Origin of the sequence: Paractinoplanes rishiriensis (assembly GCF_016862375.1) — a bacterium.
Lineage (GTDB): Bacteria > Actinomycetota > Actinomycetes > Mycobacteriales > Micromonosporaceae > Actinoplanes > Actinoplanes rishiriensis.
The window spans coordinates 94787-108131 of the sequence record NZ_BOMV01000069.1; the positions used below are offsets into that span (position 1 = coordinate 94787).

The following is a 13345-nucleotide window of genomic DNA, read 5'->3' on the forward strand; positions in this document are numbered from 1 at the left end:
ATGGACCGCTTCCTCTATCTCACCTTCGACGGGCTCAGCCGGGGCGCCGTGTACGCGGCGTTCGCGCTCGCCCTGGTCCTGATCTGGCGGGCCGCCCGGATCGTCAACTTCGCCCAGGGCGCGATGGCCGTCGCGACCGCCTATGTCGGCTACTCGGTCAGCAACGCGGTCGGCTCCTACTGGGTCGGGTTCGCGGTCGCGCTGACCGGCGGACTGGTGCTGGGCGCCGTGGTCGAGCGGGTCGTGATGCGGTTCGTCGACCATTCGTCGCCGCTGAACGGGGTGGTGGTCGCGCTCGGGCTGGTGCTGATCATCCACGGGGTGCTCGGCATGGTCTACGGCAACGAGTACCTGCCGGCCCCGGCGCCGTTCAGCCGGGACGCCTTCCAGGTCGGCGGCGTCGCCCTGCTCTCACGCTACGACCTGTTCGTCTTCGCCGCGGTGGGCGCGGTGGTCGTCCTGCTCACGCTTCTTTTTACCCGTACGGAGACCGGCCTGCGGATGCGTGCCGCGGCGTTCGCACCCGACGTGTCCCGGCTGCTCGGTGTGCCGGTGGCCGGCATGCTGACGCTCGGCTGGGCACTGGCTGCCGCGGTCGGGTCGCTGGCCGGCATGTTGGTCATCCCCACCGAGTTGGGCCTGCACCCGAACGCCATGGACCTGCTGTTCATCTCGGCGTTCACCGCCGCGGTGCTGGGCGGCCTGGACTCGCCGGTCGGCGCGGTGGTCGGCGGGCTCATCGTCGGGCTGTTGCTCACCTACGTCAGCGGCTATCTGGGCGCCACGGTCGCGCCGATGGCGGTGCTGGCCCTGCTCGTGGTCGTGCTGCTCGGCCGGCCGGGCGGGCTGTTCTCCGGGGCGAAGGCGAGGACGGCATGACCGCGATCGAGGAGCGCATCACCACGGCTGGGAAAAAGCCGGCAAAGCGGCGGAAGATCAGCCCGCTCCTGGTGATCGGGATCGGGGCCGTCCTGGTGGTGGCGCTGACCTACGTCCTGCCGCCGTTCCGCAACTACCAGTTCGCCACGGTCGGCGCCTACTTCTGCGTGACCGCCGGCCTGACCGTCCTCACCGGGCTCAACGGCCAGCTCTCGCTGGGCCACGGCGCGCTGATGGCGACCGGCGCGTACACCCTCGCGCTCATGCAGAACCGGTTCAACCTGCTGGCCGCCGGGATCGTCGCCGCCATCCTGGTGACCACCGCGGTGGGCGCCGTGATCGGCCTGGCCGCGGCCCGGCTGCGCGGCCCGTACCTGGCCGGCCTCACGCTCGCGGTCGCGGTCGTGGTGCCGTCCGTCACCAGCACTTTCGACGAGACGTTCAACAGCGATCAGGGCCTGACCGTGGCGCTCGAACCGCCGCCGGAAGCGATCCTGATGGAGCAGTGGCAGGCCTGGCTGTGCTGGGGCGGCGCGCTGGTCACCGTGCTGCTGCTGTCCTATCTGGTGCGCGGCCGGTTCGGGCGGGAGATGCGGGCCGTCCGCGACGACGAGACCGCCGCCAAACTCGCCGGCGTCAGCGTCGCGCGTACCCAGGTCCTTGCTTTTGTGGTTTCCTCCGCCTGCGCCGGCCTGGCCGGTGCCCTGTTCGCCGTGCTGGCGCAGAGCGTCTCGCCCGGTGCATTCCCGCTCACCCTCTCGCTGTTCCTGGTGATGGCGATCGTGATCGGTGGTCTGGGCCGGCTGTGGGGCGCACTGATCGGTGCCGTGCTGCTGGTGGCCCTGCCGTCGGTGGCGCAGACCATCGCGGAGGACGCCGGCTCCCAGCGGCTCGAGGGCAACCTCGCGCTCACCTTCTTCGGCGTCGTCCTCGTCGTCGTCATGCTGGCCGCGCCCGGCGGCCTGGCGTCTCTCCGAGTTCCGCGTAGGAAGAAGGGTCTTTGATGAAACGCACCGCGACCGTCCTCGCCGCCGTGCTGCTGGCCGCCGCCGGCTGCAGCAGCAACGGAGACAGCAATAACAGTGGCAGCAGCGCCAACACCCCGGGAGTGACCGACACCGAGATCGTCGTCGGCACCCACATGCCCCTCACCGGTCCGGCCGCGGCCGGCTATTCGAAGATCGCGCCGGCCTCCAAGGCGTACTTCGACTTCGTCAACGCGAACGGCGGCGTGCACGGCCGCAAGATCACATACAAGATCATGGACGACGGCTACAACCCGTCGAACACCCAGCAGGTGGTGCGTGAACTGGTCCTCCAGGACAAGGTGTTCGCGATCCTGAACGGCCTCGGCACCCCCACGCACACCGGCGTCCTGGACTTCCTCAAGACCAACCGGGTGCCCGACCTGTTCGTGGCCAGCGGCAGCCGGAGCTGGAACCAGCCGGACAAGTATCCGGGCACGTTCGGCTTCAACCCGGACTACACGGTCGAGGGCAAGATCCTGGCCACTCACGTGAAAGAGACGCACGCCGGTAAGAAGGTGTGCTTCCTCGGCCAGGACGACGACTTCGGCCGGGACAGCCTGGCCGGCATCGAGAAGATCCTCGGTCCGGTGGCGGCCAAGCAGTCGTACGTGACCAGCAATCCCAACGTCGGACCGCAGATGGGCGCGCTGAAGGCGGCTGGATGCCAGGTAGTGATGCTTGCCACTGTGCCCGGTTTCACAGCGCTCTCCATCGGCACGGCCGCAAAGATCGGTTTCAAGCCGCAGTTCGTGGTGAGCAACGTCGGCTCCGACCCGACCACGCTCGCCAAGACGCTGGGCGCCGCGGCGCCGCTGCTCGAGGGCGTGGTGGCGGCCAACTACCTGCCCCTGGCCACCGATGATGCGAACCCCTGGATCCAGCTCTACAAGAAGGTCAACGCGCAGTACAACGGCAACGCCGAGTTCGACAACAACATCATCTACGGCATGTCGGTCGCGTACCTCTTCGTGCAGACCCTGCAGGCCGCCGGCCAGGACCTGACCAGGGAGAAGCTGATCGAGACGGTCGAGAAGGGCGGCTTCACCGGACCGGGCCTGGTCCCGCTGCGGTTCTCCAAGGAAGATCATTCCGGGTACGGCGGACAGCAGCTCACCAAGCTCACCGACGGCAAGGCCACCTATTTCGGTACGCCCTACCAGACCGACGACAAGGACGGGCCGGTCGCACCGCTGCAGGCACAGGTGGTCGCGCCACCGGCCAACGGAATCCCCGCGGCACAGTAGCGTCTGGGTCGGAACGTACTGTTCGGTAGCTAACTAAGGAGCGGCGATGGCGGACCAAGTGGCGATCGTGACCGGGGCAAGCCGCGGCATCGGCTTCGCCATCGCGCAACGCTTCGTGGCCGAGGGCTACCGGGTGGCCATCACCGGCCGCAACGCCGAGGCGCTCGAGCAGGCCGTGCTCGACCTGGGCGGCGCCGGGGTGGCGATCGGCATCGCCGGCAAGGGCGACGACCCCGAGCACCGGGCCACCGTGATCGACACCGTCCTCGGGCAGTTCGGGCCGGTCACCACCCTGGTCAACAACATCGGGATCAACCCGGCGTACGGGCCGCTCGGCACGCTCGACCTCGGCGCCGCCCGCAAGATGATCGACGTGAACGTCCTCGGCACGCTCGGCTGGGTGCAGGAAGGCCTGCGCGGCGGGCTGGCCGAGGGCGGCTCGATCGTCAACATCTCGTCGGTCTCCGGCGTGCGCCCGGCGCCGGGGATCGCGTTCTACGGGGTGACCAAGGCCGCGCTGATCCACCTGACCGAGGAACTGGCCGTCGAGCTGGCGCCGAGGATCCGGGTCAACGCGGTCGCCCCGGCCGTGGTCAAGACCAGGTTCGCCAGCGCGCTCTACGAGGGTCGCGAGGAGCAGGTGGCCGGCACATACCCGCTGCGCCGGCTCGGCGTGCCCGAGGACATCGCCGGCGCGGTCGCCTTCCTCTGCTCGCCGGACGCCGCCTGGATCACCGGCCAGACCATCGTGATCGACGGCGGCCTGACCCTCACCGGGGCGGTGGGATGAGGCGGGTCGTGGTCACCGGTGCCGGTGGTGGCATCGGCGCGGCCCTGGCCCGTCGCTTCGCGGCCGAGGGCGCCGAGGTGATCGTGAACGATGTCAACCCGGCCGCCGCCCAGGCCGTGGCCTCCGAGATCGGCGGTCTCGCGGTGGCCGGTGACGCCGCGGTCGAGGACGACACCCGCCTGCTGATCGAGACCGCCTGGGCCGAACTCGGTGGCCTCGACCTGTTCTGCGCCAACGCCGGCGTGCTCTCGGCCGGCGACGAGAACACCCCCGACGAGCTGTGGACCCGGGACTTCGCGGTGAACGTGATGTCCCACGTCTACGTCACCCGGCATCTGCTCCCCCGCTGGCTCGACCAGGACACTCCGAAGCGGCTGCTCATCACGGTCAGCGCGGCCGGCCTGCTGTCCCTGCTGGGCAGCGCGCCGTACGCGGTCACCAAGCACGCCGCCCTCGCATACGCCGAATGGCTGCGTGCCACGTACAGCCATCGGGGTTTGATCGTGCAGGCACTGTGCCCGCAGGGCGTGCGCACCGACATGCTGCTGCGCGGCGGTGAGCGCGGCAGCGCGAGTGCCGCCCTGCTGGCCGAGGGCGCGCTGGAACCGGACGAGGTCGCCACGGTCGTCGGCAAGGCGCTCGAGGGCGAAAGCTTCCTGATCCTGCCGCACCCCGAGGTGGCCGACTACTACCGGCTGCGGGCCTCGGACCCCGACCGATGGCTGGGCGGGATGAACAAGATGCAGCGGGCGTTCGAGGGCGGCGCGGCATGAAGGGTCTCGACCTCGAACGCCTTCGCGGGTTTCTGCAGACCGGCGAGTTGACCGGGCAGATGTTCGCCGGCGGCCGGTCCAATCTCACGTACGCGGTCACCGACGGCGAGCAGCGCTGGGTGCTGCGCCGCCCGCCGCTCGGGCACGTGCTGCCCACCGCGCACGACATGGTGCGCGAGCACCGGGTGCTGGAGGCCCTGTCGAAGGCCGGCTTCCCGGCACCGCGCCCGGTGGTGCTGTGCACCGACACCGAGGTGATCGGCGCGCCGTTCTATCTCATGGAGCATGTGGACGGACGGATCTATCGCGATCTGACCGACCTCGCTGCGCTCGGCCCGGATGCCGTACGCGACCTGACCCTGTCCCTGGTGGACACGCTGGCCCACCTGCACTCGCTCGACCCGGTCGCGATCGGGCTGGCCGGCTTCGGCCGCCCGGAGGGCTTCAACCAGCGCCAGGTGGTGCGGTGGAAGAAGCAGCTGGACGCGTCCCGCAGCCGGGACGTTCCCGGCATCGACGAGTTGCACGCCCGGCTCGCGGTGGACGTCCCGGCCGGTGCCGGTGCGGTGGTGCACGGCGACTTCCGGCTCGACAACGTGCTGATCGGGCCGGACCTCGACGTCCGCGCGGTGCTCGACTGGGAGATGTCCACCCTCGGCGACCCGCTCAGCGACGTGGCCCTGATGCTGGTCTACGCCGGCCTGCCGCTGAACGTGGGCGACGGCAAGGCTCCGGTGCCGCTGGCGGTGCCCGGTCATCCCACGGTCGCCGAGATGAGCGCGCACTACGCCGGGCGCAGCGGCCGGGACGTGAGCGACCTGCACTGGTACGTGGCGTTCGCCTCGTTCAAGCTGGCCGTGATCCTGGAAGGCGTGCACTACCGATACGTGCAGGGACAGACCGTGGGTGACGGTTTCGAGACGATCGGCAACCTGGTCGGCCCGTTGGTGATGCGCGGCCACAAGGCGCTGGAGGAAAACTGATGGACTTCGGCTACGACGCCCGCACCGAGGACCTCCGCAAGCGGCTGCTCGCCTTCATGGACGAGTACGTCTATCCGGCCGAGGCCTTCTATCACGAGCACACCGGCTGGGAACCGCCGTCCGTCCTCCCGCGCCTCCAGGCCCAGGCTCGGCTGGCCGGCCTGTGGAACCTCTTCCTGCCCGGCACGCACGGTGCCGGCCTGACAAATCTGCAGTACGCCCCGCTGGCCGAGATCACCGGCCGCAGCCCGGCCCTGGCGCCCGCTGCGCTGAACTGCGCCGCGCCCGACACCGGCAACATGGAGGTGCTGGCCGAGTTCGGCACCGCGGAGCAGCAGCGCGACTGGTTGCAGCCGCTGCTGGACGGCACGATCCGCTCCGCGTTCGCGATGACCGAGCCCGGCGTGGCCTCCTCCGACGCCACCAACATCGGCACCCGCATCGAACGCGACGGCGACGACTACGTCATCAACGGCCACAAATTCTTCATCACCGGCGCCATGAACCCGAACTGCCGCATCTTCATCGTGATGGGCAAGACGGACCCCGCTGCGGCCCGCCATGTGCAGCAGAGCATGGTCCTGGTCCCGCGGGACACCCCCGGCGTCACGGTGAAGCGCGGCATGACCGTCTTCGGCTACAGCGACGGCGATCACGGCGGTCACGCCGAGGTCATCTTCGAAGATGTGCGCGTCCCCGCCACCAACCTGATCGGCGAGGAGGGCGGCGGCTTCGCGATCTCCCAGGCCCGCCTCGGCCCCGGCCGCATCCACCACTGCATGCGGCTCATCGGCATGGCCGAGCGCGCCCTGGAACTGATGTGCACGCGGGCGCTGTCCCGCACCCCGTTCGGCAAACCCCTGGCCGAGCAGGGCGTGGTGCAGGATTGGATCGCCGAGTCGCGGGTGCGCATCGAGCAGGCCCGCCTGCTGGTCCTGAAGGCCGCGTGGCTGATGGACACGGTGGGCAACAAGGGTGCCCACACCGAGATCCAGGCCATCAAAATCATCCTGCCGCAGACCGTGGAGTGGATCGTCGACAAGGCCATTCAGACGTACGGGGCGGCCGGCGTCAGCCAGGACACCCCGCTGGCCATGCTGTGGGTGGGCGCCCGCACCCTGCGCCTGGCCGACGGCCCCGACGAGGTGCACAAGCGCTCTCTGGCCCACCGAGAGTTGAAGCGATACCGGAGCACGCCGTGACCAAGGTGGACGGGCGCACCGCGCGCTCGGAACGCACCCGCAAGGCGATTGTGGACGCCCACCTACAGCTGATCAGCGAGGGCGACCTGCGCCCCACCGCCGACCGGATCGCCAAGCTGGCCGGGGTGTCGCTGCGGGCGCTGTGGAGCCATTTCGCCGACATGGAGGCACTGTTCGCGGAGAGCGGCGCCCGGGTACTGGAAATCCGCGACGCGACACACAAGCCGATCGCGGCGGACCTGCCGCTGCCGGAACGCATCGAGGCGTACTGCAAGCAGCGAGCCCGGATGCTGGAGCAGATCGGCCCGGCCGCGAAAGCTGCGGGGCTGAAGGAGCCGTTCTCGGAGGCGCTGCGCAACTATCGGCGAATCCATGTGTCGCGGGTGCGCGAGGAGTTGGCGACGCTCTTCGCGGCGGAGATCAACGGGGATGAGCCGCTGCTGAACGCGCTGACCGCGGTGAGCATGTTCCCGACCTGGTCGACGTGGCGCGAGGTGATGGGCATGGAGGTGCCGGAGGCGAGGGCAACGCTGTCCCGAGCCCTCACCGCCCTGCTCGCCCCCCATTGACGACCCCGTTACGAGGTCACTGTGCATTTCGGCGGGGTTTGGCGTTGCGCAGGCGGATGCCGCTGAAGCCGACCGAGCTTGTGATCACCTCGTCCCAGAAGGACCACAGGTTGTCCAGCAGGCGCAGTTGGATGCCGGCCTCGGCGTGGCAGTCCAGCAGGTTGCCGACCGGCTCGGGTGGGCCCAGCGGGCGGACCGGTTCGGTGGACACCTGGGCGTGCGGGGCGTTCGGGTCGCCGATGCCCCGGAAAACCTCGGCCGGCATACGGTAGGCGTACAGCTTGATGGTTTGCATTTTTTCGAGCCAGCCGTATTCGATGGCGTGCACGCGCTCGCCCGAACCGGCGCCGATGATGCGGTCGCGGTCGGCCGGTGTGGTGCGGGGCACCACCCAGGCCATGCCGCGGGGGCACTGCCGCGGGAACCAATAGCTGGGTGCGTGGTCAAAATCCACGGCCCAGACGTACGGGTCCTTCTCCGCGGACGTGGCTGCCACGTGCGGGACGAACAGGTCGATGGTCGGATCTTCCGAGAAGTGCAGATACTCCCCCGCGGCCGGTCGCATCCGGACAGGTTACGAGAACTGGACCACCGAGCGTGCCCCCTCGCCGCGGGCCATCTTGTCGAACGCCTCGGGCACCTCGGTCAGCTCGATCCGGTCGGTGATCAGGTGATCCAGCGGGAGGGCGCCGCTCAGGGCGTCGGCGGCCAGGCGTGGGATCTCGATGTCCGGATCGGCGGCGCCGTAGACCGACGAGCGCAGGGTGCGGGCCGACGAGAAGATGTCCAGGGCGGACAGTTGCACCAGGTCGTCGTTGCTGCCCATGCCGACCACGGTGACCCGGCCGCCACGACGGGTGGCCCGCCACGCCGCCCGGATCGTCGCGGCCCGGCCCACGCACTCGATGGCGTGGTCGGCGCCGCGGCCCGCGGTGCGGACCCGGATCTCCTTGGACAGCGCGTCCGACGAGACCAGGAAGTCGGTGGCGCCGGCCGCCTCGGCCAGGCCCTGCTTCGCCTCGGTGACGTCGACCGCGATCACGTCGGAGGCGCCGGCCGCCCGGGCCGCGGCCACCACCGCGAGACCGACCCCGCCCAGGCCGATCACCACGACCGACTCGCCGGGCGCCACCTGGGCCGTGTTGCGGACCGCGCCGGTGCCGGTCAGCACACCGCAGCCGAGCAGTGCGGCCCGGTCGAAGTCGAGTTCGGCCGGCACCCGGATCAGCGCGTTTTCCGGGGCTACCACCTGCTGGGCGAACGCGCCCAGGCCGAGGCCCACGTGCACCGGGGCGTTGTCCAGGGTGATGCCGTTCTCCAGGGCCGCGATGCCGGACGACGTGGAGCACAGCCACGGCTCGGCGCGCCCGCAGAACCAGCAGTTGCGGCAGGCCGGCTGCCAGTTGAGCACCACCCGGTCACCGACCTCGGCCCGGGTCACGCCGCGGCCGGCCTCGACCACCTCGCCGGCCGCCTCATGGCCGAGGACCAGCGGGTACGGCGCGCGGATCGTGCCGTTGAGCATGGACAGGTCGGAGTGGCAAACGCCGGCCGCCCGGATGCGCACCCGCACCTGCCCGGGGCCGACCTCGGGCAGGCGCAGCTCGGCCACGGCGGGCCGCGACCCGGATTCGCGTACCACCAAGCCTTTGAAGTAACGAGTCACTTCTGACCGTGCTCCTTGAATTGGATGGCTTTCGTTTGCTGGAACTCGGCCAGACCGTACTCGCCCAGCTCGCGTCCCACGCCCGATTGCTTGTATCCGCCAAATGGGGCGAGTGGGTTGAAGGCTCCGCCGTTGACGTCGACCGCGCCGGTCCGCAGCCGCCGGGCCACCGCGAGGGCCCGCTCGTCGGAGCCCCACACGGCGCCGGCCAGGCCGTAGCGGGAGTTGTTGGCGATCGACACGGCCTCGTCGTCGCTGTCGAACGGGATGATCGACAGAACCGGGCCGAAGATCTCCTCCTGGGCCAGTTCGCTGTCCGGGTCGACGTCGGCGAAGACGGTGGGCGCCACGAAGTAGCCGCGCTCCGGCAGCGGCGCGTCGGGGCCGCCGGCCACCAGGCGCGCCGTGGCGCGGTCGACGAAGCCGCGCACCCGGTCGCGCTGGGCGGCCGAGACCAGCGGGCCGAGCCGGGTGCCCTCGTCGAACGGATCGCCCACCGGGTAGCCGTCGGCGGCCTTCGCGGCCAGGGTGACCGCCTCGTCGTAGCGGGACCGGTGCACCAGCATCCGGGTCCAGGCCGTGCAGGTCTGTCCCGAGTTGAGGAACGCGTTGCCGACGCCCACCTTGACCGCCCTGGTCAGGTCGGCGTCGTCCAGGATCACGTTGGCCGACTTGCCGCCCAGTTCCAGCGCCACCCGGGCGATCCGGTCGGCGGCCGCGTGCGCGACGGCCCGGCCGGTGGCGGTGGAGCCGGTGAACGACACCATGTCGACCCCGGGATGGCCGGCGATGGCCGCGCCCACCTCGGCGCCGGTGCCGGTGACCAGGTTGAGCACGCCGGGCGGCACCCCCGCCTCGTCGGCCGCCTCGCACAGCAGGAACGCCACCAGCGGGGTGAGCTCGCTCGGCTTGAGCACCACGGTGCAGCCGGCCGCCAGGGCCGCGGCCACCTTGGCCACCACCTGGTGCAGCGGGTAGTTCCAGGGTGTGATCGCACCGACCACGCCGACCGGCTCGTGCTCGATCAGCGAGTTTCCGATCGTTTCGGTCCGCTGGTCGCGTACCGCCACATCGGCATAGCCACGCAGGACCGTGAGCGGAAGTCCCGCCTGCACCGCCCTGGCCACCTTGAGCGGCGTGCCCAGCTCGAGCCCCACGGTCCGGGCAATGTCGCCCGCCCGGGCGGCGAGCGCGCCGTGCAGCCGGTCGAGCACCGCCCCGCGCCCGGCCATCGGCGTGGCCGCCCAGCCGGGAAAGGCCTCGGTCGCCGCGGCCACCGCCCGGTCCACGTCCTGCGCGGTGCCGGCCGGCACGTGGCCCAGCACCTCCTCGGTCGCCGGATTTTCCACCGCGATGGTTTCGGCCGACGCGGGCGCGACCCACTGCCCGCCGAGGTAGAGCTCAGATGTGGTCATCGTTGTCCTCACCCTGCGCTATGAGAAATCTGCACTGGACGTGTCAAAACTTGTCTGGCTAGTTTAAGGGACATGGACTTCTCGCTCACCGACGAAGAGCGTGCGATTCGCGACACCGCTCGCCAGTTCATCACCCGTGAGGTCATGCCGCTCGAGCAGGAGGCACTTCTGCGCGAGCGCCGGCACAAGACCGGCCTGGAACGCAGCGAACTGCGCGAACTCCAGCTCAAGGCCAAGAAGTTCGGCTTCTGGGGGCTGTCCACGCCGGAGGAGTACGGCGGGATGGACCTGCCGGCCGTCGTGCAGTCGCTGATCTGGACCGAGATCGGCCGCACCTTCGTGCAGTTCCGGTTCGGCGGCGAGGCGGACAACATCCTCTACTACGCCAACGACGAGCAGAAGAAGGAATACCTGCTGCCCACCATCGAGGGCGAGCGCATCTCCTGCTTCGCGATCACCGAGCCGGGCGCGGGCTCGGATGCGGCGAACATCAAGCTCCGGGCCCAGCAGGACGGCGACGACTGGGTCCTGAACGGCGAAAAAACCTTCATCACGAACGGGAACGACGCCGACTTCGCGATCGTGGTGGCGGTGACCGACCCGTCCCGCCGGGCCAGCGACGGCGGCGCGACCGCATTCCTGGTCGACCGCTCGATGGGCTGGCGCTCGGAGTTCATCCAGACCATGGGCGAGGGCGGTCCGGCCTCGCTGATCTTCGACGACGTACGGGTGCCGGCCCGCAACATGCTCGGCGAGCTGGGTCAGGGCTTCGAGCTGGGGATGAAGTGGATCGGCCGGGGGCGCTATCTCATCCCGTCCAACGCGCTGGGCATCGCGGAGCGGGCACTCGGCATGGCCATCGAGTACGCCAACACGCGCGAGACGTTCGGCCGCCGGATCGGTGACAATCAGGCGATCCAGTGGATGCTCGCCGACTCCGAGGTCGAGCTGGAGGCGGCCCGCTGGCTGATCCTGCGCGCGGCCTGGACCGTCGACCAGGGCTGGGATCCCCGGCACTCGTCGTCGATGGCCAAGCTGTACGGCGCCGGCATGGTCAACCGGGTGGTCGACCGGGTCATGCAGATCCACGGCGGCATGGGCTACACCCGCGAGCTGCCGATCGAGCGCTGGTACCGGCAGGTCCGGCTGCTCCGGATCTACGAGGGCACCGACGAGATGCAACGCTTGATCATCTCCCGCGATCTCCTGCGCGGGTACACCAAGATCGGAGGGCATCTCGCATGACCCAACTGTCGCTGGCCACCGTCCTGGCCGAGGCGGCCCGTAAACACCCCGGCAAACTGGCCGTGGTGGACAGCGCCACCACCGAGCGGATCACCTACGCCGACCTCTGGCAGCAGACCCTCGGCTACGCGGCCGGCCTGCGCGAGCTGGGCATCGGTCCCGGCGACACGGTCGCGATCCAGATCCCGAACCTGGCCGACTTCCCCCGGGTCTACTACGCCGTCCTCGCGGTGGGCGCCACCATCGTCCCGATGCACCTGCTGCTCACCGCCGACGAGAACGCGTACGTACTGCGGGACAGCGGCGCGAAACTCCTGGTCGCGCACTCCAGCCAGCTGGCCAACGCGGTGGCCGCCGCCGGGCAGGCCGGGATCGACGTGGTCTCAGTGGGCCCGCCGGCCGGGGTGCGCCGCCTCGAGGACGCGGCCGCCGCGGTCCCGCCGCTACGCACGTACGTGAGCCGCGAGGCCGAGGACGTCGCGGTCGTCTTCTATACCAGCGGCACCACGGGCAAGCCCAAGGGTGCCCTGCTCACCCACCTCAACCTCGTGCTGAACACGATGGTCAACGTCTTCGACATCCACGACCTGCGCGACGATGACGTGGTGATGGGCTGCCTGCCGCTGTTCCACACGTTCGGCCAGACCGTGGGCATGAACGGCACGTTCCGGATGGGCGGCACCATCGTGCTGCTGGCCCGCTTCTCCGGCGAGGCCGCGATCGACCTGATGGTCAAGGAGAACGTGACCATCTTCCACGGCGTGCCCACCATGTACATCGGCCTGCTGGAGGCCGCCGCCAAGGCCGACCGCCTGCCCGCCCTGCGGCTCTGCGTCTCGGGTGGCGCTTCGCTGCCGGTGGCCGTGCTGGAGAAGTTCGACCAGACCTTCCAAGCCAAGATCTTTGAGGGGTACGGGCTTTCCGAGACTTCACCGACGGCGACCACCAACCAGCCGGCCTTCGGCGCCCGGCCCGGCACGGTCGGGCACCCGATCTGGGGCGTCGAGGTGGAGATCGCCCGCCCCGAGTTCGACGACCGGATCGAGCTGATGGACACCGGCGAGCTGGGCGAGATAGTGATCCGCGGACACAACGTCTTCGCCGGCTATCTGAACAACGAGGAGGCCACCCGGCAGGCCGTGGTGGACGGCTGGTTCCGCACCGGCGACCTCGGCACCCGGGACGCCGAGGGCTTCATCACGATCGTCGACCGCAAGAAGGACATGGTGCTGCGCGGCGGCTTCAACGTCTACCCGCGCGAGGTCGAGGAGGTGCTGGCCCGCCACCCCGCGGTCGTGCAGGTCGCGGTAATCGGGGTGCCCGACCCGGTGCAGGGCGAGGAGATCTGCGCCGTGGTGGTGGCCGATCCGGGCGGGGTGACCGCCGAGGAGTTGATCGAGTGGTCCAAGGAGCGGCTGGGCAAGCACAAATACCCGCGCCAGGTCCGCTTCGCCGAGTCGCTGCCGCTGGGTCCGAGCATGAAGGTGCTCAAGCGCGAACTGCGAAAGACGTACGGCTCAGCCGAGTAGCGGCCGTCTCAGCCGGTAGCGG

The 13345-nt window shown here is 70.0% G+C and carries 13 protein-coding genes; 10 read left to right on the forward strand and 3 right to left on the reverse strand.

The genetic code is table 11. The annotated features are described in order from the left end of the window. The 8 genes from Ari01nite_RS32460 to Ari01nite_RS32495 are packed head-to-tail and all read left to right on the forward strand — an operon-like array spanning position 1 to position 7468. A complete protein-coding gene (locus Ari01nite_RS32460; protein ID WP_203786048.1) occupies positions 1–879 on the forward strand; it encodes a branched-chain amino acid ABC transporter permease in 879 nt (292 codons plus the stop codon). After that, positions 876–1883 (forward strand): branched-chain amino acid ABC transporter permease, encoded by a 1008-nt coding sequence (locus Ari01nite_RS32465; protein ID WP_203786049.1) that lies wholly within the window; start codon positions 876–878, stop codon positions 1881–1883. Before Ari01nite_RS32460 ends, Ari01nite_RS32465 begins: the two co-directional genes overlap by 4 nt. Further along, on the forward strand, positions 1883–3151 hold the full coding sequence (locus Ari01nite_RS32470) for an ABC transporter substrate-binding protein (RefSeq protein WP_203786050.1): 1269 nt from the start codon (positions 1883–1885) through the stop codon (positions 3149–3151). Before Ari01nite_RS32465 ends, Ari01nite_RS32470 begins: the two co-directional genes overlap by 1 nt. Before the next feature lie 46 nt (positions 3152–3197). After that, a complete protein-coding gene (locus Ari01nite_RS32475) occupies positions 3198–3941 on the forward strand; it encodes an SDR family oxidoreductase (protein WP_203786051.1) in 744 nt (247 codons plus the stop codon). Then, the gene (locus tag Ari01nite_RS32480; RefSeq protein ID WP_203786052.1) at positions 3938–4714 is read left to right on the forward strand and encodes an SDR family oxidoreductase; all 777 of its coding nucleotides are present in this window, start codon (positions 3938–3940) and stop codon (positions 4712–4714) included. Before Ari01nite_RS32475 ends, Ari01nite_RS32480 begins: the two co-directional genes overlap by 4 nt. Further along, the gene (locus Ari01nite_RS32485) at positions 4711–5697 is read left to right on the forward strand and encodes a phosphotransferase family protein (protein WP_203786053.1); all 987 of its coding nucleotides are present in this window, start codon (positions 4711–4713) and stop codon (positions 5695–5697) included. Before Ari01nite_RS32480 ends, Ari01nite_RS32485 begins: the two co-directional genes overlap by 4 nt. Then, positions 5697–6899: an acyl-CoA dehydrogenase family protein gene (locus tag Ari01nite_RS32490; RefSeq protein ID WP_203786054.1), complete on the forward strand. Its 1203-nt coding sequence runs from the start codon at positions 5697–5699 to the stop codon at positions 6897–6899. The genes Ari01nite_RS32485 and Ari01nite_RS32490 overlap by 1 nt, the downstream gene beginning before the upstream one ends. Next, complete coding sequence (locus tag Ari01nite_RS32495) at positions 6896–7468, forward strand: TetR/AcrR family transcriptional regulator (protein ID WP_203786055.1); 573 nt, start codon at positions 6896–6898, stop codon at positions 7466–7468. The genes Ari01nite_RS32490 and Ari01nite_RS32495 overlap by 4 nt, the downstream gene beginning before the upstream one ends. A gap of 16 nt (positions 7469–7484) precedes the next feature. Here the strand turns inward: Ari01nite_RS32495 and Ari01nite_RS32500 are convergent, their stop codons facing one another. Genes Ari01nite_RS32500 through Ari01nite_RS32510 form a run of 3 tightly spaced genes read right to left on the reverse strand, consistent with a single transcriptional unit; the run spans position 7485 to position 10549 of the window. Continuing rightward, complete coding sequence (locus tag Ari01nite_RS32500; protein WP_203786056.1) at positions 7485–8033, reverse strand: DUF6886 family protein; 549 nt, start codon at positions 8031–8033, stop codon at positions 7485–7487. 9 nt (positions 8034–8042) lie between these two features. Continuing rightward, positions 8043–9134, reverse strand: coding sequence for an alcohol dehydrogenase catalytic domain-containing protein (locus Ari01nite_RS32505; protein ID WP_203786057.1), 1092 nt, complete (start codon positions 9132–9134; stop codon positions 8043–8045). Next, complete coding sequence (locus tag Ari01nite_RS32510) at positions 9131–10549, reverse strand: aldehyde dehydrogenase family protein (RefSeq protein ID WP_203786058.1); 1419 nt, start codon at positions 10547–10549, stop codon at positions 9131–9133. The genes Ari01nite_RS32505 and Ari01nite_RS32510 overlap by 4 nt, the downstream gene beginning before the upstream one ends. Before the next feature lie 72 nt (positions 10550–10621). Between Ari01nite_RS32510 and Ari01nite_RS32515 the strand changes: the two genes are divergently transcribed. Both Ari01nite_RS32515 and Ari01nite_RS32520 read left to right on the forward strand, forming a co-directional pair. Then, entirely contained in the window at positions 10622–11794 is a 1173-nt protein-coding gene (locus tag Ari01nite_RS32515) for an acyl-CoA dehydrogenase family protein (protein ID WP_203786059.1), read from the forward strand. After that, a complete protein-coding gene (locus Ari01nite_RS32520; RefSeq protein WP_203786060.1) occupies positions 11791–13323 on the forward strand; it encodes a long-chain-fatty-acid--CoA ligase in 1533 nt (510 codons plus the stop codon). The genes Ari01nite_RS32515 and Ari01nite_RS32520 overlap by 4 nt, the downstream gene beginning before the upstream one ends. Positions 13324–13345 lie beyond the last annotated feature (22 nt).